This is a genomic window from Streptococcus sp. FDAARGOS_192 (genome assembly GCF_002073815.2).
Classification (GTDB): Bacteria; Bacillota; Bacilli; order Lactobacillales; family Streptococcaceae; genus Streptococcus; species Streptococcus salivarius_H.
The window spans coordinates 750,525-771,727 of record NZ_CP020431.2 but is presented as its reverse complement, the minus strand read 5'-3'; the positions used below and the strand labels follow the sequence as shown (position 1 = coordinate 771,727).

At 40.6% G+C, this 21,203-nt stretch carries 21 protein-coding genes and 2 pseudogenes; 21 read left to right on the top strand and 2 right to left on the bottom strand.

Annotation, left to right across the window (positions count from 1 at the left end):
- Positions 1–54: 54 nt before the first annotated feature.
- From A6J31_RS04705 to trmFO, 3 genes are all read left to right on the top strand, one after another.
- Positions 55–714 (top strand): response regulator transcription factor, encoded by a 660-nt coding sequence (locus A6J31_RS04705; protein ID WP_080610559.1) that lies wholly within the window; start codon positions 55–57, stop codon positions 712–714.
- Entirely contained in the window at positions 705–2,081 is a 1,377-nt protein-coding gene (locus A6J31_RS04700) for a sensor histidine kinase (RefSeq protein ID WP_105291375.1), read from the top strand. The genes A6J31_RS04705 and A6J31_RS04700 overlap by 10 nt, the downstream gene beginning before the upstream one ends.
- Before the next feature lie 116 nt (positions 2,082–2,197).
- Positions 2,198–3,541, top strand: a complete 1,344-nt coding sequence (gene trmFO, locus A6J31_RS04695) for a methylenetetrahydrofolate--tRNA-(uracil(54)-C(5))-methyltransferase (FADH(2)-oxidizing) TrmFO (RefSeq protein WP_080610558.1) — start codon at positions 2,198–2,200, stop codon at positions 3,539–3,541.
- Positions 3,542–3,601: 60 nt separating this feature from the next.
- On the opposite strand, the gene A6J31_RS04690 is transcribed toward trmFO, so the two are convergent.
- Positions 3,602–4,747 (bottom strand): cobalamin-independent methionine synthase II family protein, encoded by a 1,146-nt coding sequence (locus tag A6J31_RS04690; RefSeq protein ID WP_080610557.1) that lies wholly within the window; start codon positions 4,745–4,747, stop codon positions 3,602–3,604.
- Positions 4,748–4,913: 166 nt separating this feature from the next.
- Here A6J31_RS04690 and ndk point away from each other — a divergent pair, with 166 nt between their 5' ends.
- The 18 genes and pseudogenes from ndk (at position 4,914) to A6J31_RS04610 (ending at position 20,771) form a co-directional block, all read left to right on the top strand.
- On the top strand, positions 4,914–5,327 hold the full coding sequence (ndk, locus tag A6J31_RS04685; protein WP_158084842.1) for a nucleoside-diphosphate kinase: 414 nt from the start codon (positions 4,914–4,916) through the stop codon (positions 5,325–5,327).
- A 1-nt stretch (position 5,328) separates the two neighbouring features.
- The gene (locus tag A6J31_RS04680; RefSeq protein WP_038676115.1) at positions 5,329–5,622 is read left to right on the top strand and encodes a rhodanese-like domain-containing protein; all 294 of its coding nucleotides are present in this window, start codon (positions 5,329–5,331) and stop codon (positions 5,620–5,622) included.
- A 213-nt stretch (positions 5,623–5,835) separates the two neighbouring features.
- Positions 5,836–6,600, top strand: a complete 765-nt coding sequence (locus A6J31_RS04675) for a (S)-acetoin forming diacetyl reductase (RefSeq protein WP_002883902.1) — start codon at positions 5,836–5,838, stop codon at positions 6,598–6,600.
- Between the two features lie 100 nt (positions 6,601–6,700).
- Entirely contained in the window at positions 6,701–6,865 is a 165-nt protein-coding gene (locus A6J31_RS11505) for a hypothetical protein (protein ID WP_002883920.1), read from the top strand.
- 121 nt (positions 6,866–6,986) lie between these two features.
- Positions 6,987–8,819 carry a translation elongation factor 4 gene (gene lepA / locus A6J31_RS04670; RefSeq protein WP_003092624.1) on the top strand — a complete coding sequence of 611 codons (1,833 nt, stop codon included), beginning with the start codon at positions 6,987–6,989 and terminating at the stop codon, positions 8,817–8,819.
- Positions 8,820–8,866: 47 nt separating this feature from the next.
- Positions 8,867–10,246: a hypothetical protein gene (locus A6J31_RS04665; RefSeq protein ID WP_080610556.1), complete on the top strand. Its 1,380-nt coding sequence runs from the start codon at positions 8,867–8,869 to the stop codon at positions 10,244–10,246.
- Between the two features lie 98 nt (positions 10,247–10,344).
- Positions 10,345–10,686: a hypothetical protein gene (locus tag A6J31_RS04660; protein WP_080610555.1), complete on the top strand. Its 342-nt coding sequence runs from the start codon at positions 10,345–10,347 to the stop codon at positions 10,684–10,686.
- Between the two features lie 213 nt (positions 10,687–10,899).
- Positions 10,900–12,576 (top strand): acetolactate synthase AlsS, encoded by a 1,677-nt coding sequence (alsS, locus tag A6J31_RS04655; RefSeq protein ID WP_004182457.1) that lies wholly within the window; start codon positions 10,900–10,902, stop codon positions 12,574–12,576.
- A gap of 15 nt (positions 12,577–12,591) precedes the next feature.
- Positions 12,592–13,311 (top strand): acetolactate decarboxylase, encoded by a 720-nt coding sequence (gene budA, locus A6J31_RS04650; protein ID WP_002883899.1) that lies wholly within the window; start codon positions 12,592–12,594, stop codon positions 13,309–13,311.
- A 178-nt stretch (positions 13,312–13,489) separates the two neighbouring features.
- Complete coding sequence (locus tag A6J31_RS04645; RefSeq protein WP_080610554.1) at positions 13,490–13,921, top strand: pyridoxamine 5'-phosphate oxidase family protein; 432 nt, start codon at positions 13,490–13,492, stop codon at positions 13,919–13,921.
- Between the two features lie 4 nt (positions 13,922–13,925).
- On the top strand, positions 13,926–14,759 hold the full coding sequence (locus A6J31_RS04640; protein ID WP_021144094.1) for an SIR2 family NAD-dependent protein deacylase: 834 nt from the start codon (positions 13,926–13,928) through the stop codon (positions 14,757–14,759).
- Positions 14,744–15,520, top strand: a complete 777-nt coding sequence (locus tag A6J31_RS04635; RefSeq protein WP_080610553.1) for a protein-ADP-ribose hydrolase — start codon at positions 14,744–14,746, stop codon at positions 15,518–15,520. Before A6J31_RS04640 ends, A6J31_RS04635 begins: the two co-directional genes overlap by 16 nt.
- A 73-nt stretch (positions 15,521–15,593) precedes the next feature.
- A pseudogene (locus A6J31_RS11500) lies at positions 15,594–16,040 on the top strand (MarR family winged helix-turn-helix transcriptional regulator); the annotation flags it as partial.
- Between the two features lie 21 nt (positions 16,041–16,061).
- Positions 16,062–16,901 carry an SDR family oxidoreductase gene (locus A6J31_RS11495; RefSeq protein WP_192573933.1) on the top strand — a complete coding sequence of 280 codons (840 nt, stop codon included), beginning with the start codon at positions 16,062–16,064 and terminating at the stop codon, positions 16,899–16,901.
- A 48-nt stretch (positions 16,902–16,949) separates the two neighbouring features.
- Entirely contained in the window at positions 16,950–17,909 is a 960-nt protein-coding gene (locus tag A6J31_RS04625) for a zinc-binding dehydrogenase (RefSeq protein ID WP_073949766.1), read from the top strand.
- Positions 17,910–18,638, top strand: a complete 729-nt coding sequence (locus tag A6J31_RS04620; RefSeq protein ID WP_073949768.1) for an ABC transporter ATP-binding protein — start codon at positions 17,910–17,912, stop codon at positions 18,636–18,638.
- Positions 18,631–20,151: an ABC transporter permease/substrate-binding protein gene (locus A6J31_RS04615; protein ID WP_080610551.1), complete on the top strand. Its 1,521-nt coding sequence runs from the start codon at positions 18,631–18,633 to the stop codon at positions 20,149–20,151. The genes A6J31_RS04620 and A6J31_RS04615 overlap by 8 nt, the downstream gene beginning before the upstream one ends.
- Positions 20,148–20,771, top strand: a complete 624-nt coding sequence (locus tag A6J31_RS04610; RefSeq protein WP_080610550.1) for an endonuclease III domain-containing protein — start codon at positions 20,148–20,150, stop codon at positions 20,769–20,771. The genes A6J31_RS04615 and A6J31_RS04610 overlap by 4 nt, the downstream gene beginning before the upstream one ends.
- An 81-nt stretch (positions 20,772–20,852) precedes the next feature.
- On the opposite strand, the pseudogene A6J31_RS04605 reads toward A6J31_RS04610, so the two are convergent.
- Positions 20,853–21,083 (bottom strand): annotated as a pseudogene (locus A6J31_RS04605) (IS3 family transposase); the annotation flags it as partial.
- Positions 21,084–21,203 lie beyond the last annotated feature (120 nt).

Genomic DNA, 21,203 nt, shown 5'->3' with positions numbered 1-21,203 from the left:
AGTTATCTTCTATAGATGATATGATAAGGGTAACTTTGTACGAAAGGAAAGATTATGGCTCAGATACTTGTTGTTGATGATCAGGAAGATATTGTTCAATTGGTTGTAAAGGCTTTAGAGCTCCAAAATCATAAGGTGACGGGACTTACAAGTGTTTTAGATTTGGATAAGAACTCGTTGCCACAGTTTGACTTGATTTTACTGGATATCATGATGCCTGATGTTGACGGTCTCCAGTTTTGTCATGAGATTCGTGATCAGGTGGATTGTCCTATACTCTTTATTACAGCCAAAACGCAAGAGGCTGATATTGTTCAAGGCTTGACTTATGGTGCTGATGATTATATTTGCAAGCCATTTGGGGTTAAAGAACTTCAAGCGCGTGTGGCTGCACACTTGAGACGTGAACATCGTGAGCGCCACCATAAGCTATTAATTGGAAATATTCAGTTTGATTTGTCTGCTCAGGAGCTTTATGTTGAGAATCAGTTGTTAGATTTGACTAAGTCAGAATATGGTATTTGTCAGTTTCTGGCTGAAAATAAGGGCCAAGTCTTTTCCAAAGAACAAATCTACACGCATTTGTACGGCTATGAGGATAAAGGGAGTCCGACAGCAGTGGCCGAACATATCAAAAATATCCGTGCAAAGCTCAAAGATGTTGGGCAAAATCCTATTGAAACAGTCTGGGGGATTGGTTACAAGTGGCACTAATTAAAAAAAGAGAACACTCTCTAAGAACAATCTTGATATCTTATGTCGTCAGTCTTACAGTTCTATCAGCAATCAGTAGCCTGCTTATTTTGTCTTTGTTCAGCTTGTCTTATCGTTTTGGCGTTGTGTTTCCAGCAAATCAGGTAGAAAGTGATTTGTCTGTCGTCAGGAATGATATTGAAACTTCTAAGGTCTTTAATCCAAATGTTTTGCCTGATGGTACAAGCTATGTCTTCTTGACTAGAGATTTTAAACTTAAAAAGTCTAACATGCCAGTTAACTTGCAAGAAGAATCCTTGCTAGATTACCAATTCAAGAATGCTCATGGTGGCAAATATGGCTATTTTCAGTCATTTGAACGGTCAGATGGCATCGTCATTGTCAATTATCAACTATCACCTCGGTATCGTAATGAGTGGATGAACCAGCACTTTCCCAATGCTAACCTATTGATGATTGGCTCAATGATTGTGTCTATCCTACTCATATTTATTACTTTAACTTTTTACTATGCTAGTAAATTGAGTCGAGAGTTGAGACCAATATTGAAGGCAACAGAGAAAATAGCAGAGCAAGACTTGGATTTTCAAACGTCCAAATCTAAAATTACTGAGTTTAACCAGGTTTTAAATGGTTTGGATCATATGAGGGTAGCACTCCGTGACTCTTTGATGGAAAATTGGAAGGCAGAAAAGGATAAGCAAAATCAGATTTCAGCCTTAACTCATGACCTGAAGACACCATTGACAGTTGCTCGGGGCAATGCAGAACTCTTAGCTATGACGACCTTAGATGAAGAACAAACGGACTTGTTAGAACATTTTCAAAAAGGGATTGCACAGGTTGATTCCTATGTTCAAGAGTTGTCCGAACTCAACAAAACGAGTTTGAAGAAAACCTTGAAGCTTGAAGACATTTCGGTTAGGGAATTTGTTGAAGACATTTACGATCAAACCTTGTCACTAGCACAAACGAAACAAATTAATGTAGTATTTGACAAGAAAGAAATTGAGAAAGAAATCATAGGCCATTGGGATAGGCCCTTGTTGAATCGAGCTATTATGAATATCGTTTCGAATGCGGTGGAGCATACACCTAGTGGCAGTCAGTTAACCTTGTTCACCAAAATCGCATCTGATGAATTCAAGTTTATCTGCCTTGATTCTGGACCTGGATTTTCCCTTGAATCTCTTGAAAAGGCGACTCAGCTCTTTTATCAGGAAGATAAAAGTAGACAGAGTCGCAATCACAGCGGACTTGGTCTGACTATTGCCAATGATATAGTTCGGTTACACCATGGTAGCCTTTCTCTTTCAAATGACCATACAACGTGTGGTGCTAAAGTAACTATCATTTTACCTCTTTAAACTCAGATGACTCCTGTCGCCAGACGAGGAGTTTTTTGCTATACTACTAAGAGTAAAAATGAAGAAAGATTTGTGGAGATAGGATTTAATCTTGTTTCCAAAGAGGTATTAGTGTCATGTCTCAATCAAAAGCAGATTATATTAACGTGATTGGAGCTGGTTTGGCCGGCTCCGAGGCGGCTTATCAGATTGCCAAACGTGGTATTCCGGTAAAACTTTATGAAATGCGTGGGGTCAAAGCAACACCGCAGCATAAGACAACAAATTTTGCAGAATTGGTTTGCTCTAACTCTTTCCGTGGAGATAGCTTGACCAACGCTGTAGGGCTTCTTAAAGAAGAAATGCGTCGTTTGGACTCTATCATTATGCGAAATGGAGAAGCTCACCGTGTGCCAGCAGGTGGTGCTATGGCGGTGGACCGTGAAGGCTATGCAGAAGCTGTTACAGCGGAAATTGAAAATCATCCATTAATTGAAGTTATCCGTGAAGAAATCACAGAAATTCCTGATGATGCCATTACAGTTATTGCTTCAGGACCATTGACTTCTGATGCTCTAGCTGAAAAAATTCATGAGCTTAACGGTGGAGATGGCTTCTATTTCTATGATGCCGCTGCACCAATCGTTGATAAATCGACTATCGATATGAACAAGGTTTACCTTAAGTCACGCTATGACAAGGGTGAAGCAGCTTATCTAAACTGTCCTATGACCAAGGAAGAGTTCATGGCTTTCCATGAGGCTTTGACAACAGCTGAAGAAGCTCCTTTGAATTCCTTTGAAAAAGAAAAGTATTTCGAAGGGTGTATGCCTATCGAGGTCATGGCTAAACGTGGCATTAAGACAATGCTCTATGGCCCTATGAAACCGGTTGGTTTGGAGTATCCTGAGGATTACAAAGGGCCACGTGACGGCGATTTCAAGACACCTTATGCAGTTGTTCAGCTTCGTCAGGACAATGCGGCTGGTAGTCTCTATAATATTGTTGGTTTCCAAACCCACCTCAAATGGGGCGAGCAAAAGCGTGTCTTCCAAATGATTCCAGGTCTTGAAAATGCTGAATTTGTGCGTTATGGGGTTATGCACCGCAACTCTTACATGGATTCGCCAAACTTGCTTAAGCAGACTTTCCAATCAAAATCAAACCCTAAATTGTTCTTTGCGGGGCAAATGACTGGTGTTGAAGGCTATGTTGAATCAGCTGCCTCAGGTTTGGTTGCTGGAATCAATGCAGCCCGTCTCTTTAAAGGTGAAGATGAAGTTATCTTCCCTCATACAACAGCTATCGGAAGCCTCCCATATTATGTGACACATGCTGAGAGCAAACATTTCCAACCAATGAATGTTAACTTTGGTATTATCAAAGAGTTGGAAGGTCCACGTATTCGTGACAAGAAAGAGCGTTACGAAAAAATTGCTGAGCGTGCTCTTAAAGATTTACAACCTTTTATTCAAGCTTAGACAACATTAAAATCCCTTACCGAATGCGGTAAGGGATTTTTCAGATCTAAAAGTATTCAATTAACCAAAGAATTTCTTAGCGATATCTTGACCTTGTTTAATTTTAGCCCATTGTTGTGGTGTTGCCAACTCATTACCTGAGTCACATGAGGCGAAACCACATTGGTGAGAAAGGAAGAGACGCTCTTTAGGAAGGATTTGACTAGCTTTTTCAAGCAAGTCAAGAACACGTTCTTCGTCATCAAGTTCAGTTGTTTTAGATGATAAAAGTCCTAGTACAACTTCAGCTTTGCTGTCTTTGAGGGCTTCGAGAGCCTTGATATCACCAGCCGTATCGCTGTCCCATTCAAGGAAGAAGCGATCATAGTGTTGCTCTGCCAAGAACTTCTTAGCAATGGCTTCGTAAGTTCCTTCGGCAGCAGAACGGCTTTCATAGTTACCACGACAGTTGTGGGTCCAAACCGTTAAACCAAGTTCGTGAGCATAGTCTACTACCTCGTTATTGATAGCTACAAACTCATCAGCCAATTCTGCCAAATCAGAATTACCTTCCGCAAAGAAACTTGCAGGGTTTGATGGGTCAAAGAGTTCCCAGAGACAGTCATCAAATTGAACGATTTTTCCACCTACTGCCTTGTATTCTTTCAAGAATTCTTTATAGGCATTAATCAAACCTTTTTTAAGGTCTTCATTTGTTTCATAGACTTGACCTGGACCAGCCAAACGGTCAAAGATAGCAAGTTCAGTGTAGGCATGGGCAGGACCCCAGATAGTTTGTTTGGTATCTTCATCACCAGCCTCAGCCTTAACCAATTTATAGATATCTAGGTAATGGTGGTTTTTACCTGAGAGCGGCTCAGTGATGCGAATACCGATATCTTTACGTGTTTCATATTGACCACCATCATGGTCTTTAAAAGTGTAGCCATGCTCAGCAATGTAGCGTTCAATTCCTTTAAATCCCCAGACAAAGTCTAAATGCCACATAGAACGTCCAAACTCACCATCAGTAAGGATGTCAATACCGTTAGCTTTTTGGTCAGCCACAATTTGCTTAATATCTGCAGTTTCGGTTTCTTGATAACCAGGGAGGGCATCGTAGAAAGGATACTGGATGTCGTCACGGTGCTCGATTTCGTCCTTGTATTTACGGAGATCCGCAGGACGAAGGAGAGAACCAACTAATTGAAATTTAGATTTTGTCATAAGATTCACCTCAAAAAAGATTTTATGTCTATCATACTTTTTATTTATTTCAATTGAAAATAGTTATTTTCTTTCTGAGGGTATAGTTTAAGACTATATAAGGTTTTGGTCTGCAAAATGATACTTCCTATGGTAAAATGAAAAGAAAACAATGAAGGTTGGGAACATGCAAAAAACATTTTTTATTATTAAACCAGATGCTGTAAAACGACACTTGATGGGACAAGTGATTGATCGTATTGAGCGTCGTGGCTTCATTATTGAACGAATGGAAATGCTGACACTTGACGAAGAACGTCTTAAAGAACATTATGCTCAATTGGTTGATAAACCTTTTTTCCCTAGCATTGCAGAATTTATGATGAGTGGTCCATCCGTTATTGGTATTATTTCTGGTCCAGGTGTTATCAAGTCATGGCGTGATATGATGGGAGCAACCAATCCAGGCGATGCTGCTCCTGGAACGATTCGTGGAGACTTTGCAACCGCACCAGATGGTGACATGATTCCAAATATCGTTCATGGCTCTGATTCAGAAGAATCTGCGGCTCGAGAAATTAAGATTTGGTTTGGTGAGTAGGATGGATTTAGCACAAATTCAGTCAGACCTAGCCAAGGGTGGACTGTTAATTGATGTCAGGAGTCCAGAAGAGTATGCAGAAGGACATGTTAAGGATGCCCTCTTAATACCTCATACCCAGTTTTTCTCTGCTGACATTCCAGCTGAAAAAGACGCTTTCATTTACCTCTATTGTAAAATGGGGCCTCGTGCAGAATTTGCTGCATCGGTCCTTAAAGAGAGAGGCTATACTAAGGTGACTAATCTAGGTGGTTTGGACGATATGGAAGCAATAGGTTTTGAATTTGAAGAATAATAGAAATAAGGTCACCTCAAGGTGGTCTTATTTGTTTTCAGAAAAGTTTGATAATTACTTGACAACGTTTTCATAAAGGGGTAGAATTTTAATTGAGTTAAGACAAAGCCTATGAAAAATGACTTTGCCAGAACTTGACTAACTTAGCGTATTCCAATTGAGATAAGGCTTCTTATTAAGCTAGTGACTCTAATTGGTAGAGGAGGATTTCGTATGTCAAAAGTTGCTATTGTTACAGGTGCAGGTCAAGGTATTGGTTTTGCGATTGCAAAACGTTTGGTTGAAGATGGTTTTAAAGTCGGAGTATTGGACTACAACGCTGAAACTGCAGAAAAAGCGGTTGCTGAATTGTCAGCAGATAAAGCATTTGCAGTTGTAGCTGATGTATCTAAACAAGCTGAAGTAGCAGCTGCTTTCCAAAAAGTTGTTGATCACTTTGGCGATTTGAATGTTGTTGTTAATAATGCCGGTGTGGCTCCAACAACACCTCTTGATACAATTACTGAAGAACAGTTCCAACGTACATTTAACATCAATGTCGGTGGTGTTATTTGGGGTGCTCAAGCTGCACAAGCACAATTTAAAGCACTCGGTCATGGTGGTAAAATCATCAATGCAACATCTCAGGCTGGTGTCGTTGGTAACCCTAACTTGACTGTATATGGTGGTACTAAATTCGCAGTGCGTGGTATTACTCAAACTTTGGCGCGTGATTTGGCTGATTCAGGCATCACTGTCAATGCTTATGCACCAGGTATCGTTAAGACTCCAATGATGTTTGACATTGCCCACGAAGTTGGTAAAAATGCTGGTAAAGATGATGAATGGGGTATGCAAACTTTTGCTAAAGATATTACCCTCAAACGTTTGTCTGAACCTGAAGACGTAGCAGCAGCAGTTAGCTTCCTTGCTGGACCTGACTCAAACTACATCACAGGTCAAACTATCATCGTTGATGGTGGTATGCAATTCCATTAAGATTGAAAGGGAGAGCGAAAGGCTCTCTTTTTTGCTTGATAAAACATAATATTTCTGATAATATAATCGTAATTAATTATGATTTGAGAGGAGCCTTCCTATGTCAGACATTTTACACTATATTGTTGAGCATCCATTTTATTGCCTTATTCTATTAGGAGTTGTTGTACTAGCCTGTGGTTTAGGTCCATTTTCAAGTAGTTCAACAGAAAACAAGCGTTCAGCAATTATTAATAAGCACTACAACGATACTTTTAAGAAATAATAAGGACTAAATGCAGTCAGAAAGCAGATATTAGAGATAGGCAAAAGCCTGTCTTTTTTGTATAATAGAAGGTAACGATTAGTTTTTTTATAATCACAAGTAAGAACTAGGAAAGATAAAAATGCCAAATATTGAAGAATTAAAACAACGACAGGAGAAGATTCGTAACTTCTCTATTATTGCCCATATTGACCATGGGAAATCAACGCTTGCTGACCGTATCTTGGAAAAGACTGAAACAGTGTCAAGTCGTGAGATGCAGGCGCAACTCCTTGATAGCATGGACCTTGAGCGTGAACGTGGAATCACTATTAAACTAAATGCCATTGAGCTTAACTATACTGCTAAAGATGGCGAAACATACATTTTCCACCTTATCGACACACCGGGACACGTGGACTTTACTTATGAGGTGTCACGTTCTCTTGCTGCCTGTGAGGGTGCCATCTTGGTGGTGGATGCAGCTCAAGGAATTGAAGCACAAACACTTGCCAATGTTTACTTGGCACTAGATAATGACTTGGAAATCTTACCAGTTATCAATAAAATTGACCTTCCAGCTGCAGATCCTGAGCGTGTGCGTACAGAGGTTGAAGATGTTATCGGACTAGATGCTTCTGAGGCTGTGCTTGCGTCAGCTAAGGCTGGTATTGGTATTGAAGAGATTCTCGAACAAATCGTTGAGAAAGTTCCTGCACCTCAAGGTGATGTTGAAGCGCCTCTCCAAGCCCTTATCTTTGACTCTGTTTACGATGCTTACCGTGGGGTTATCCTCCAAGTGCGTGTGGTTAACGGAATGGTTAAACCAGGCGATAAGATTCAAATGATGTCTAATGGTAAGACCTTTGATGTTACTGAGGTTGGTATCTTCACACCTAAAGCCGTAGGCCGTGACTACCTTGCGACAGGTGATGTTGGTTATATAGCAGCCTCAATTAAAACCGTTGCGGATACTCGTGTCGGTGATACAGTGACACTTGCGGATAATCCAGCTGCAGAGCCACTCCATGGCTATAAGCAAATGAACCCAATGGTGTTTGCAGGTCTTTACCCAATTGAATCAAATAAATATAATGACTTGCGTGAAGCCCTTGAAAAACTCCAGTTGAACGATGCCAGTCTTCAATTTGAGCCTGAAACATCTCAAGCCCTTGGTTTTGGTTTCCGTTGTGGCTTCTTGGGTCTTCTTCACATGGATGTTATCCAAGAACGTTTGGAACGTGAGTTTAACATCGACCTCATTATGACAGCGCCATCGGTAGTTTACCATGTTAATACTACTGACGGTGAGATGCTTGAAGTGTCTAACCCATCTGAGTTCCCAGATCCTACACGCATTGATGCTATCGAAGAGCCTTATGTTAAAGCTCAAATCATGGTTCCTCAAGAATATGTTGGTGCGGTTATGGAGTTGGCACAACGTAAACGTGGTGATTTTGAAACCATGGAATATATCGATGATAATCGTGTCAACGTTATCTATCAGATTCCACTTGCTGAAATCGTCTTTGATTTCTTTGATAAATTGAAATCATCAACACGCGGTTATGCAAGCTTTGACTATGAATTGTCAGAATACCGTCGTTCACAATTGGTGAAAATGGATATTCTCCTTAATGGTGACAAAGTCGATGCCCTTAGCTTCATCGTTCACAAGGAATTTGCCTACGAGCGTGGAAAACTTATCGTTGATAAACTTAAGAAAATCATTCCACGTCAACAATTCGAAGTGCCTATCCAAGCGGCTATCGGTCAAAAAATCGTTGCTCGTACAGATATCAAAGCCCTTCGTAAAAACGTCTTGGCTAAGTGTTACGGTGGTGACGTTTCACGTAAACGTAAACTTCTCGAAAAACAAAAAGCCGGTAAGAAACGTATGAAAGCCATCGGTTCGGTTGAAGTCCCACAAGAAGCCTTCTTGTCAGTGCTTTCAATGGACGAAGATGAGAAATAAAAGTAATAGTCAGAATGTGATGTTCTGGCTATTTTTGTAAAAAAGTTATGATTAAGAAGATTTTAAGATTTCCCTTCTCGAAGCGTGGAAGGATTTATACTGCGACTCTACTCACACTTTTCTTTTTAGGAAATGCTTATGTCAAACATAAATTTCAAGAAAAAGCTGTAGAGGAATTACAGACTGCTCTAAAAGCAGATAAGGTAACTGACAATGAGATTTTTGGCAGTCGCCATCAGTATGTTGCCATTAGTCAGGAAGAACCCACTTACTATAATTCTGAAGATAACGTAGCGACTGAGTTGATTGGTAGAAACCATTTTGTTCGCTATTACGATACCATGAGTAGTCTCCATCAAGCTCATTTGGTAGTTTATGATATTAACAAAGATTTTAAAAAGAAAATTATTAATCTAACTCCATATTTGAAGAAAATCAGGGATTTTAAGGAAATCAAAGAATTGGCTGTGTCTTTAAGAACGATTGATGGTTATGATTATGTTTTCTTGAGGAATACTCGAAGCGACAAGCAATTCGCTTACAATTTGGATACGAATCAATTTTTAACTAGCAATTTACCAGATTATTCTTATAGTAAGGATGAACTGCTTTATTATGGTGATAAGAGTTCTGCTCGTAATCAGATGAATGATAGCACCATGTGGGGATATTTAAAGAGAGAAGGAAATTTGGATGAGCTTTTAAGGAAGTCCCCAGCCCCAAAGGACAGCTATTTATCCGCTCACCTAAACCTTATCATAGAAATTGATAATGTAGACATTTCCAAAGAGGAGAGTCAGATTAATCTATTTAATGACAATCCCAAAGTCAAACATATTTACCAAGAAGCCGTTAATCAGACAACAACAAATAGTAATACAATAAAGAAATTTAAAGTATTGACCCGTCAAGGCAAGGAGGGAGATTTCCCAGCTGGTCCAACTGAGCCAGTGAAAAGGAAAGGACCTGATAAACCAAGTGCACCAAAGAAAGTCCCAGAATTAAATGTTTTTCCTGATTCTATTTTTCCTGTTAAAACCTTAAGTTTCAGTGAGATTCTTAACAAAAAGGCTCAACAAGACTATCAGAAAGACTATCGAGCTTACGAAAAAGCACGTCAAAAAGTTCAAAAGGATTACGATAGGAAATATAATGCCTATAAAAAGCAATTAGCTCAATATGAGACTTATAGAGATAGAGAGTACGAAAGACAATCACAAATCTATTTTTCTCCTGAAGAGCAAACAAATGATATCTTACATTGGTTGGGAACAAATGGAGAAGATACAATTGTAGTTTCTGTAGAGGACAGTGCTAGTATTAAGAAAGATATCCATTCTTTTGCTGATATAAAGGATTGGGTGGATAAACATGATTATGATTCCACTATTAAGTCAGAGTTTAGAGACTACAAAGGGGGCGACTAAGTATTCTTGAATGTCTATGTGGCTTCTACAAACCCTACACAAGCTTTTTTCTCGGCTTTAGGCTATAATAGACAAAAAGGAATGTTGGGAGGGCCACAATGGATATCACAAGTTTTATTCCTAGTCAGCGACAGGCTATTCTGGAGCGTTTTCAGCAAGTGGAGGCCTTAGGATTAGGCGCAGTTCGTATTGAGTTGAAGGTTGCGAATCCTGTTGGCATCATTTATGAGTGCTACATTATGGCAGGGGAAAATTATTTTTCTGACCAAGCAGTGGTATCCTTCCGTATTCTTTACGAAAAGGACTTGGACCGCATTTCTTTGGATGTCGTTGACATTCCTGGTCGCTCAAGTTTGTCTAATTACCTCCAGCTACTAGAGATTTTTGAAGGCCTGCAAAATTATCTCAATCGAGAATTTGCTAAGGTAAAAAATGCATAAACATCTGATAGCAATCAGGTGTTTCTTTTTGTGCTAGAAGTTCAAAATTTCACAATCTTTTTTTCACAAGATTGTCTGAAAACTGTGCTATAATGATAACAGAATTGTGAAGTGATGAAAGTTTGTGAAAAAACGAGCAGACTTTGACACTTTGTGACTTATACTTGAAAGGAAAGTTGGCTCTACCATTTTAGGGCCAGAAGGACTGTGTTCATGTCAGAAGAAAAGCAATTGTATGGTGCGGATTTAGTGGTTGATAGTTTGATCAACCATGATGTTGATTATGTCTTTGGGATTCCAGGCGCAAAAATCGATAGGGTTTTTGATACCTTGGAAGATAAGGGACCTGAATTGATTGTTGCCCGTCATGAGCAAAATGCTGCTTTTATGGCTCAAGGTGTTGGACGTATTACAGGGAAACCTGGTGTAGTATTGGTAACATCTGGTCCAGGTGTCTCTAATTTGGCTACTGGTTTGGTAACAGCGACAGATGAAGGAGACCCTGTTCTTGCTATTGGTGGTCAGGTTAAGCGTGCAGATCTCTTGAAACGTGCCCACCAATCAATGAATAATGTTGCCATGCTTGAACCAATTACCAAGTATGCTGCTGAAGTACATGATGCTAACACCCTTTCTGAAACGGTAGCAAATGCCTATCGTCATGCTAAGTCAGGGAAACCAGGTGCAAGCTTTATTTCAATTCCTCAAGACGTGACTGATGCTCCGGTCAGTGTTAAGGCTATAAAGCCTATGACTGATCCAAAACTTGGTTCAGCATCTGTTTCTGATATTAACTATCTCGCACAAGCCATTAAAAATGCAGTGTTGCCAGTTTTTCTATTGGGGAATGGTGCTTCATCAGAAGCTGTCACTTACTCTATTCGTCAAATTTTGAAGCATGTCAAATTACCAGTTGTTGAAACTTTCCAAGGTGCTGGTATCGTGTCACGTGACCTTGAAGAAGATACTTTCTTTGGTCGTGTTGGTCTTTTCCGTAACCAACCGGGGGACATGTTGCTTAAGAAGTCTGACTTGATTATTGCCATTGGTTATGACCCAATCGAATATGAAGCACGTAACTGGAATGCTGAAATTTCAGCCCGTATCATTGTCATTGACGTTGAACCTGCTGAGGTGGATACTTACTTCCAGCCAGAACGTGAGTTGATTGGTAATGTTGAAGCAACTTTAGATTTGCTCTTGCCAGCTATTCAAGGTTATAAATTACCTGAAGGATCAGTTGAATACCTTAAAGGGTTGAAGAATAACGTTGTTGAGGATGTTAAGTTTGATCGCCGACCTGAAGAAGGAAAGGTACATCCGCTAGATTTGATTGAAGTTTTGCAAGACCAAACCAAAGATGACATGACAGTCACCGTTGACGTTGGTAGTCACTATATTTGGATGGCTCGCTATTTCAAATCTTATGAACCACGTCATTTGCTTTTCTCAAATGGGATGCAAACTTTAGGGGTTGCTCTTCCGTGGGCCATTTCTGCAGCTTTGGTTCGTCCTAAGACAAAAGTCATTTCTGTTTCTGGTGACGGTGGTTTCCTCTTCTCAGCGCAAGAATTGGAAACGGCAGTTCGTTTGAAATTGCCAATTGTTCATATTATCTGGAACGATGGCCATTACAATATGGTGGAATTCCAGGAAGAAATGAAGTACGGTCGTTCATCTGGGGTTGACTTTGGTCCTGTAGATTTTGTAAAATATGCTGAGAGCTTTGGAGCGAAAGGTTATCGTGCAACAAGTAAAGAAGAGTTTGCTAGCTTGCTTCAAGAAGCTTTGGCTCAAGCTGTAGATGGACCAGTCCTTATTGATGTTCCAATCGACTATAAAGACAATATTAAACTCGGCGAAACTATTTTGCCAGATGAATTTTACTAAAAAGAGGGTGTAGACATGTCTGAAGCCATAAAATTATTTCAATATAATACTTTGGGAGCCTTGATGGCTGGGCTTTATGGAGGTACTTTAACAGTTGGAGAATTGTTGGAGCATGGAGACTTGGGTCTCGGAACATTAGATTCTATCGATGGTGAGTTGATTGTTCTTGACGGTAAAGCCTATCAAGCCAAAGGGTCTGAAGGTAAGGTCGAAGTGGTAGAAGTTTCTCCTGATGAAAAAGTACCCTATGCAGCAGTCGTACCTCACCAAGCTGAAGTTATCTTCCGTCAACGTTATGAAATGACTGATAAAGAACTTGAGGATCGTATTGAATCTTATTATGATGGGGTTAATCTTTTCCGTTCTATCAAAATTAAGGGTCATTTTAAACATATGCACGTGCGCATGATTCCAAAATCAAATGCCGATATTAAGTTTGCTGATGTTGCCACTCGCCAACCTGAGTACGAGGTGGATAATATTTCAGGTACTATCGTTGGTATTTGGACCCCAGAGATGTTCCACGGTGTGAGTGTTGCTGGGTATCACCTCCATTTCATTTCAGACGACTTGACATTTGGTGGTCACGTTATGGATTTTGTTATTGAAAATGGTATTATCGAAGTTGGTCCAGTTGACCAACTCGACCAACGTTTCCCAGTTCAAGACCGTCAGTATCTTTTTGCTAAATTCAATGTCGATGAGATGCGTGAAGATATTACTAAGGCTGAATAAAATTTTTTAAGACATCAAAAATCATAGAAAGAACTTTCCTAGATGATTAGGGAAGTTTTTTTGTTTTTTAAGGTACTTATATATCGAAGTAGTTGACGGATGTAATTAAATGTGTTACAATTCAGAATATAAAGTTCGATATCGAACTAAAACTAAAAGAAAGACATGGTGTTTTATAATGGATTATTTGAAAGTACTAGTCGAAGAGATTCATTCAGTTGTAGTGGCAACGGTTGATGAAACAGGACATCCTCATACAGCTGTTATGGATATGATGTGGGAGGATGGGAAAACAGTTTATTTTTTGACTGCTGATTTTAAACCTCTGTACAAGCGTCTTAAGGAAGATGGACGTGTAGCGTTGACAGGGATGACTCAAGGGGCAGGAACCATGGACCGTAAATCTATTTCCTTAACCGGTCAGGTGGAATGGATTGGAAAAGATCATCTTGGAGCGTTGTTGGACGCCAATCCATACATGTTTGAGATTTATTCGACAGAGGAGGGGAGTAGTCACCTACAAGTCTTTCGTTTTAAAAAAGCAGTAGGGGACTTTTATGATTTGACGCAATTGCCACCCTACCAAGCAAGATTTGAAATTGAGGGATGATAAGATGACAAAGATTCAAGAAGCGAAGAAAATCATTGAAGAAGCAGATAAAATTGTGATCGGAGCGGGAGCTGGCTTATCTGCAGCAGCTGGCTTAACCTACTCAGGCTCACGTTTTGAGGTTTTCTTTAAAGATTATATTGCTCGTTATGGCATGCAGGATATGTACTCTGCAGCTTTTTATCCTTTTGAGACCGCTGAAGAGCGCTGGGGTTATTGGGCTAAGCATATCTATCATAATCGTTACCAACCGGAGGGACTTTCGCTTTATAGAGATCTTTTCGACTTGGTTAAGGACAAGGATTATTTTGTGATTACGACCAATGTAGATGGGCAGTTTATGAAGACAGGATTTGCTCCAGAGCATTTCTTTGAAGTGCAAGGCAACTATGGAGAATGGCAGTGCTCCGTCCCTTGTCGTCAGGAAGTCTTTGATAATGAAGAAGCTGTCATGGAGATGCTAAAGGAAATCAAGGGCTTGAAAATTCCAACTGACTTGATACCGTATTGTCCTCATTGTGGGGCGACAATGACCATGCATTTACGTGTAGACCAGGCTTTTGTCCAAGATGAGACTTGGGAGGCTTCTTATGAAGATTATCTAGGATTTTTAGAAGGGATGGAAGATCAAACGGTTGTCTTCTTAGAATTGGGTGTCGGATACAATACGCCGACCATCATTCGCTATCCTTTTGAGAAAATGACAGCAGTATTTCCAAAGGCCCATTTGATTCGCCTCAATCGTGATGATCTTGAAGGTTTTGCTGCTACAAAGGAAAAGACAATTTCTATAAATGATGATATGGGGGAGGTACTCCAACAATGGCTAGCAGACTAGAATATTTGATTGATGTTTTAAAAAGCGAGCAGGGATTGACAGAACTAGAGATTCCTGAAAAGGTAGAGGAGCAAGAAGTGTTATATCGGGCTCTTCAAAATGTCCGCTATCCAGCACCAGTAACAGCCAACTTTCTCTACCAACAAGACCGTTATTTACAAGAAAAACTAGTAGAAAAAGGAGTTGTAGACTTAAAAGACTTGACTCCGGTTCGGCCCAATCTCTACCTGTGGCAAGGAGATATCACTCGCCTGGCAGTCGATGCCATTGTCAATGCGGCCAACAGTAAGCTTTTAGGTTGTTTTGTACCTAATCATTCGTGTATTGACAATGCCATTCACACAGCTGCAGGAGTTGAACTACGTTTAGCCTGTCATAAGCTCATGCAGGAGCAAGGAGAGGTTGAAGCTACGGGTCAGGCAAAGATGACCAAGGCCTACAATCTACCTTCTCGCTATGTCCTTCACACGGTTGGGCCCGTTATCTATGACAAAGTGACAGATTTGGAAAGACGACAGTTAGCGTCATCTTATGAAGCGTGTTTGACCTTGGCTTATGAAAAAGGTCTTAGAAGCTTAGCCTTCTGTTGTATCTCAACAGGAGAATTTCATTTTCCAAATGAAGAGGGAGCCAAGATTGCGATAGAGACGGTTCTACAGTTTCAGAAAAAACACCCTGATATGACAGTTGTATTCAATGTTTTTAAAAATTTTGATTATACGATTTATCAAACATTATTAAAAAAAAATGTTTCTATATAGAAACAGTTGACGGATGTAACAAACAGTGATACAATAGCTTTAATATTTCGATATAGAACAAAAAGGAGACAAAATGGACAAGATGTTAGGGGGCTACCAAGCTCTACAGATACGCTTATTGAACGGGCGACTTTTTCAAAAACTCTTGAGCAAGGAACCAGATGCCAAATACCGTAGTGAACAAGGAAAAATCTTAACAGTGCTTTGGCAAAAAGAAGATGGTCGAGCAACTGCGACAGATATCGCCCTCGCTTCAGGATTAGCTAACAATACACTGACCAGTATGATTAAGAAATTAGTGGACCAGGGCTTGGTTACGATTAAACAGAGTGACCAAGACAAGCGCAAGAAGTTTGTCGTTTTGACCGATCTCGGTTGGGCGCAAAAAGAAATTGGAGACCGTGTTAGCAAAGAACTGGGAGAGATTTTCTACCAAGGCTTTTCTGATCAAGAAATCCGAGAATTTGAAGCCTATCAAGAGCGTATTATCACAAATTTAAAAGCTAAAGAAAATGATATGAAGGGAAAGGAAGTAACAGTTATGATTGGAATAACAGGTGTAACAGGGAAATTAGGCTCTTATGTGGCTGATCTTGTCGATCAGCAAGGAATTTCTTCTATCCATCTGGCAAGAAGCCCAGAGCGTGCAAAAGTCTACGCGTCAGCGGAAATTCGTAAGATGGTGTATGCCAATACTCCAGAGGTGGTTGAGGCCTTAAAGGGAATCGATGTCTTATTGATGGTCTCTGCTCGGGAAAATCCAGAGCGTGTTGAGGAACACAAGAGTTTTTTAGATGCCGCAAAGCTTGCTGGAGTGCAGCATATCGTCTATACCTCCTTTTACGGAGCAGATGAAAAAGCAACTTTTACCTTGTCTCGTGATCATGCCCAGACAGAAGCCTATATCAAGGAGTTAGGGTTCACCTATACTTTTCTAAGAGATAATTTTTACTTGGACTTCTTTATTGATATTGCTCTTGAAAATGGAGAAATTCGTGGTCCGGCTGGCAGGGGCCGTGTGTCAGCTGTTGCCCGTAAGGACACTTCTAGGGTCGCAGCAGAGATTCTCTTAAACCCTAAGGAATGGGAAAATCAAACCTTGAATCTAACAGGACCAGAGGATCTTTCTATGGAAGAAATCGTAGAGCTTCTCTCAAAAGAGACCGGTAATGCCATCACGTATGTAGACGAATCGGTAGAAGAGGCCTATGAGTCACGGAAAAAATGGCCAGCACAAAACTGGGAGTACGATGCTTGGGTCAGTACCTATACAGCTATCAAAGTTGGGGAACAAGCTGGGGTTTCAACAGATGTCGAAAAAGTCTTAGGACGTCCAGCTATGAGTTTGGAAGAAGTTTTAAAATCTAGTTTATCGCAATAGAAATGTCGAAGAAGCATGACGTTCTGTGTATAGATTGAGGGGGTAGTAATGAAAGCAGTTGTTGTGAGCACTCCAGGTGGACCAGAGGTATTAGAAGTTGTCGAACGACCAAAACCAGTCCTGAAGGCAGGTTGGAACCTGGTTAAAATACAAGGATTCGGTATCAATCACAGTGAAATTTTTACCCGTAAGGGAGAGTCACCATCTGTGAAATTTCCTCGTGTGTTAGGGATTGAGTGTGTCGGTCTTGTGGAAGAAACGACACGACCAGATTTGAAGATTGGCCAGCAAATCATTTCCATTATGGGGGAGATGGAGCGAGCCTTTGATGGAGGCTATGCAGAGTATACCCTGCTCCCAAATGAGCAAATTTATCCAATCAAGACAGAACTTGATTTGGAAAGTTTGATCGCCCTTCCGGAAACCTATTACACGGCTTTTGGCTCTTTTCTTAACCTTAAGATTGAGGAGAACGATAGCGTGTTAGTTCGCGGGGCAACCAGTGGTGTAGGAATTGCCTTTGCTAAACTGCTGAAAGGGAAATTTCCTGAGATTCATCTGGCAGGAACTAGCCGAAATTTAGCTAAGGAAGAACGACTGAAAGCGGTCGGATTTGATCAGGTGATTTTGGAGAAGGATGGTGTCTTGCACACGAAAGAGCAGTTCGATAAGGTTTTGGATCTTGTTGGTCCAAGCGCTATTCTCGATACTTTTGCGCGGACAGCAGAAGGTGGGATTATCTGTTCTTGTGGGCTACTGGGTGGTCAGTGGACTGTTCCAGACTTTGATCCGATCGAGATGCTCTCTCGCAATCTCTACTTGACGACCTTTGCTTCTGGCAATGTGTTTCATGACAAGCTCCAGGCTTTGGTAGATTTTGTCGAGCAGTATCGTGTGGATGTACAGCCTGAAAAAGTTTATCAGATTGACCAAATTCAGGAAGCGCATGCTTATCTAGAAGGAAGCCATTCTTTTGGTAAAGTGATCTTAAAAAATGAGGAAGATTAAATGATTGAATACAAACATGTAGCCTTGCGCTACACGGAAAAGGACATTTTAAAAGATGTCAATCTCCGTATTGAAAATGGAGAATTTATGGTTCTTGTGGGACCTTCAGGATCTGGTAAGACCACCATGATTAAGATGATTAACCGTCTTTTGGAGCCGACAGATGGCAATATCTATATGGATGGGAAACGCATCAAGGACTATGATGAACGGGAGTTACGTCTCAACACCGGCTATGTCCTTCAAGCCATTGCCCTATTTCCTAACCTGACAGTTGCGGAAAATATTGCTCTCATTCCTGAGATGAAGGGTTGGAGCAAGGAGAAAATTGCTTCTAAAACAGAAGAACTCTTGGATAAGGTTGGCCTGCCTGCTGCAGAGTATGCAAATCGCATGCCTAGTGAATTATCGGGTGGAGAGCAACAGCGGATTGGCATTGTGCGCGCTATCATTGGGGAACCAAAGATTCTATTGATGGACGAACCTTTTTCAGCTTTGGATGCCATCTCTCGCAAGCAGTTGCAAGAATTGACCAAGGCCTTACATAAAGAATTCGGCATGACGACCATCTTCGTAACACACGATACGGATGAGGCCTTAAAATTAGGGGATCGAATTGCTGTTTTGCAGGATGGAGAAATTCGTCAGGTGGCAGAACCTGAAACAATTTTAGAAGCGCCTGCGACAGACTTTGTAGCAAACTTGTTTGGAGGTAGCCTTCATGTCTAATTTGATTTCAACTTTTCAAGAGCGTTTTGGGGACTGGTTAACGGCCCTCGGACAGCACTTACAATTGTCTCTTTTGACCTTAATTATTGCCATTTTCCTCTCAATTCCTTTGGCCATTTATCTTAGCACGCGCGAACGTGCGAGTAACTGGGTCTTGCAACTCGCTGGTGTCTTTCAAACCATCCCTTCCATGGCCCTTCTCGGACTCTTTATCCCTATTATGGGAATTGGAACGCTTCCTGCTTTAACAGCTCTAGTCATTTATGCGATATTCCCAATTTTGCAAAATACTATTACAGGATTGCGTGGGATTGACCCTAGTTTGGAAGAAGCTGGGATTGCCTTTGGGATGACCAAGTGGGAGCGCCTTAAGAAGTTCGAGATTCCACTGGCTATGCCTGTGGTGATGTCAGGGGTAAGGACTTCTGCGGTAATGATTATAGGGACTGCGACCTTGGCAGCCTTGATTGGGGCTGGAGGACTTGGTTCCTTTATCCTTCTAGGTATTGATCGAAGAAATTATAGCTTGATTCTGATTGGGGCCATTTCTTCAGCGCTTCTTGCTATTTTATTCAATATTGTTCTAAAATGGATGGAAAAGGCCAAGTTACGCACGATTTTTGCAGCTTTCGCTATCATGGTGCTTGGTTTGGGAGCAAGTTACGCACAAAGCATGATGCCTCAGAAAGAGAAAGAAAATCTAGTCATAGCTGGTAAATTGGGACCTGAGCCAGAGATTCTCATGAATATGTACAAGCTTCTCATTGAGGAAAATAGTGACATGACGGTGACGGTTAAGCCTAACTTTGGGAAGACAGATTTCCTTTATCAAGCGCTTAAAAAGGGTGATATTGATATCTATCCAGAATTTACAGGGACCATTACAAGCTCTCTCTTGCAGCCAGCTCCTAAAGTCAGCAACGACTCCAAAGAAGTTTTCGAGGTTGCGAGTGATGGTATAAAGAAACAAGATAGTCTAGCTTTGCTCAAACCCATGGCTTATCAAAACACCTATGCAATTGCTGTTCCGAAAAGTATTGCGAAAGAGTATCATCTGAAGACGATTTCTGATCTCAAGAAAGTTCAGGACAAGCTCAAAGCTGGTTTCACGTTGGAATTTAACGACCGTGAGGACGGAAACAAAGGACTTCAATCAGTTTATGGACTAAATCTTAATGTAGCTACCATGGAGCCGGCACTTCGCTATGAGGCAATCCAACAAGGCAACATCCAAATAACAGATGCCTATTCAACAGACCCAGAAATTGCTCAATATGATTTAGTTGTTCTAGAGGATGACCAACACCTCTTCCCACCTTACCAAGGAGCACCCCTCATGAAAGAAGCTCTTCTTAAGAAACATCCAGAATTGGAAGGTATTCTTAATAAGTTATCTGGTAAAATCACAGAGAGCCAAATGAGCCAAATGAACTACCAAGTGGGAGTAGAAGGAAAACCTGCTACTCAAGTAGCGCGTGACTTTTTGGTCAAACAGGGATTATTGAAGAAATGATCAAGCAAGAAAAAATACAAGAAACTCTTCTGCGACTCTGTGAGCACTATGGAGAACAAAATTGGTGGCAATCGGATAATAAGATTGAAGACTTGGTATCGACCATTCTGATCCAGCGAACAACAGAGAAGAATGCTAAGTTGGCTTTAGCTGGTCTTATGGATGTCATGACAGTAGAGGAAATCCTGGCTTTACCGCTAGAAGAGTTACAGGAACGTATTCGACCTGCTGGATTTTTTAAGCAAAAATCTCAAACGATTAGGGGACTTTTGATCTGGTTAAGAGAAGTTGGTGGTTTTGAGGTTCTGTCCAAGATTGGAACAGAAGAGTTACGGAAGCAACTTTTGGAGTTAAAAGGGATTGGACCAGAGACTGCAGATGCACTTTTACTTTATCTTTTTGATCGTCCAGTATTTATTTCTGATGAATATGCGAGAAGACTCTTTCGACGCTTAGGATTTGGAAACTTTGATACTTATAATGACATGCACGCTGTTTACGGTAACGTCTTGGAAGGGCTCACTCTTAAACAATGCCAAGAGATTCATGCTGTCATTGATGAACATGGGAAAGCTTTTAGCAAAAGTAAAGGCCAGTTAGATGAAAGTTGGTTACGATAAAAAAGAGCCTGGGACAGTCGTTCCCTGACGCCACAAAAGCAACGGATTTTGTACTGATTCCAAACGTCAGAAAATTTATTTTTAAGCAAAGGATTTAGTTCTGTATTGCACAGGACTAAGTCCTTTTAGTTTTATCTTAATACGTTTGTTGTTGTAATAATTAATATAGTCTACAATAGCTTGTTCCAAATGCTCAATTGACTTAAACGTCTTCTCATAACCATAAAACATCTCAGACTTCAGAATGCCAAAGAAGGATTCCATCATGCCGTTGTCTGGGCTATTGTATTTACATGACATAGATGACTGGAGTATAAGAGTCATCCAAAAGTATGTGCCTCCTTGTTAAATATCAAAAGATTGGTGAAATGAATAGCGAATATCCCTTTTTATTTTACTTAAAATCAGATTTTTGGATGGAAATACCAGATG

Excerpts from the sequence above, each read along its gene's own strand:
- A6J31_RS04705 (WP_080610559.1), top strand. The coding sequence starts at position 55 with ATGGCTCAGATACTTGTTGTTGATGATCAGGAAGATATTGTTCAATTG.
- trmFO (WP_080610558.1), top strand. The coding sequence starts at position 2,198 with ATGTCTCAATCAAAAGCAGATTATATTAACGTGATTGGAGCTGGTTTG.
- A6J31_RS04690 (WP_080610557.1), bottom strand. The coding sequence starts at position 4,747 with ATGACAAAATCTAAATTTCAATTAGTTGGTTCTCTCCTTCGTCCTGCG.
- ndk (WP_158084842.1), top strand. The coding sequence starts at position 4,914 with ATGCAAAAAACATTTTTTATTATTAAACCAGATGCTGTAAAACGACAC.
- A6J31_RS04680 (WP_038676115.1), top strand. The coding sequence starts at position 5,329 with ATGGATTTAGCACAAATTCAGTCAGACCTAGCCAAGGGTGGACTGTTA.
- A6J31_RS04675 (WP_002883902.1), top strand. The coding sequence starts at position 5,836 with ATGTCAAAAGTTGCTATTGTTACAGGTGCAGGTCAAGGTATTGGTTTT.
- A6J31_RS11505 (WP_002883920.1), top strand. The coding sequence starts at position 6,701 with ATGTCAGACATTTTACACTATATTGTTGAGCATCCATTTTATTGCCTT.
- lepA (WP_003092624.1), top strand. The coding sequence starts at position 6,987 with ATGCCAAATATTGAAGAATTAAAACAACGACAGGAGAAGATTCGTAAC.
- A6J31_RS04665 (WP_080610556.1), top strand. The coding sequence starts at position 8,867 with ATGATTAAGAAGATTTTAAGATTTCCCTTCTCGAAGCGTGGAAGGATT.
- A6J31_RS04660 (WP_080610555.1), top strand. The coding sequence starts at position 10,345 with ATGGATATCACAAGTTTTATTCCTAGTCAGCGACAGGCTATTCTGGAG.
- alsS (WP_004182457.1), top strand. The coding sequence starts at position 10,900 with ATGTCAGAAGAAAAGCAATTGTATGGTGCGGATTTAGTGGTTGATAGT.
- budA (WP_002883899.1), top strand. The coding sequence starts at position 12,592 with ATGTCTGAAGCCATAAAATTATTTCAATATAATACTTTGGGAGCCTTG.
- A6J31_RS04645 (WP_080610554.1), top strand. The coding sequence starts at position 13,490 with ATGGATTATTTGAAAGTACTAGTCGAAGAGATTCATTCAGTTGTAGTG.
- A6J31_RS04640 (WP_021144094.1), top strand. The coding sequence starts at position 13,926 with ATGACAAAGATTCAAGAAGCGAAGAAAATCATTGAAGAAGCAGATAAA.
- A6J31_RS04635 (WP_080610553.1), top strand. The coding sequence starts at position 14,744 with ATGGCTAGCAGACTAGAATATTTGATTGATGTTTTAAAAAGCGAGCAG.
- A6J31_RS11495 (WP_192573933.1), top strand. The coding sequence starts at position 16,062 with ATGATTGGAATAACAGGTGTAACAGGGAAATTAGGCTCTTATGTGGCT.
- A6J31_RS04625 (WP_073949766.1), top strand. The coding sequence starts at position 16,950 with ATGAAAGCAGTTGTTGTGAGCACTCCAGGTGGACCAGAGGTATTAGAA.
- A6J31_RS04620 (WP_073949768.1), top strand. The coding sequence starts at position 17,910 with ATGATTGAATACAAACATGTAGCCTTGCGCTACACGGAAAAGGACATT.
- A6J31_RS04615 (WP_080610551.1), top strand. The coding sequence starts at position 18,631 with ATGTCTAATTTGATTTCAACTTTTCAAGAGCGTTTTGGGGACTGGTTA.
- A6J31_RS04610 (WP_080610550.1), top strand. The coding sequence starts at position 20,148 with ATGATCAAGCAAGAAAAAATACAAGAAACTCTTCTGCGACTCTGTGAG.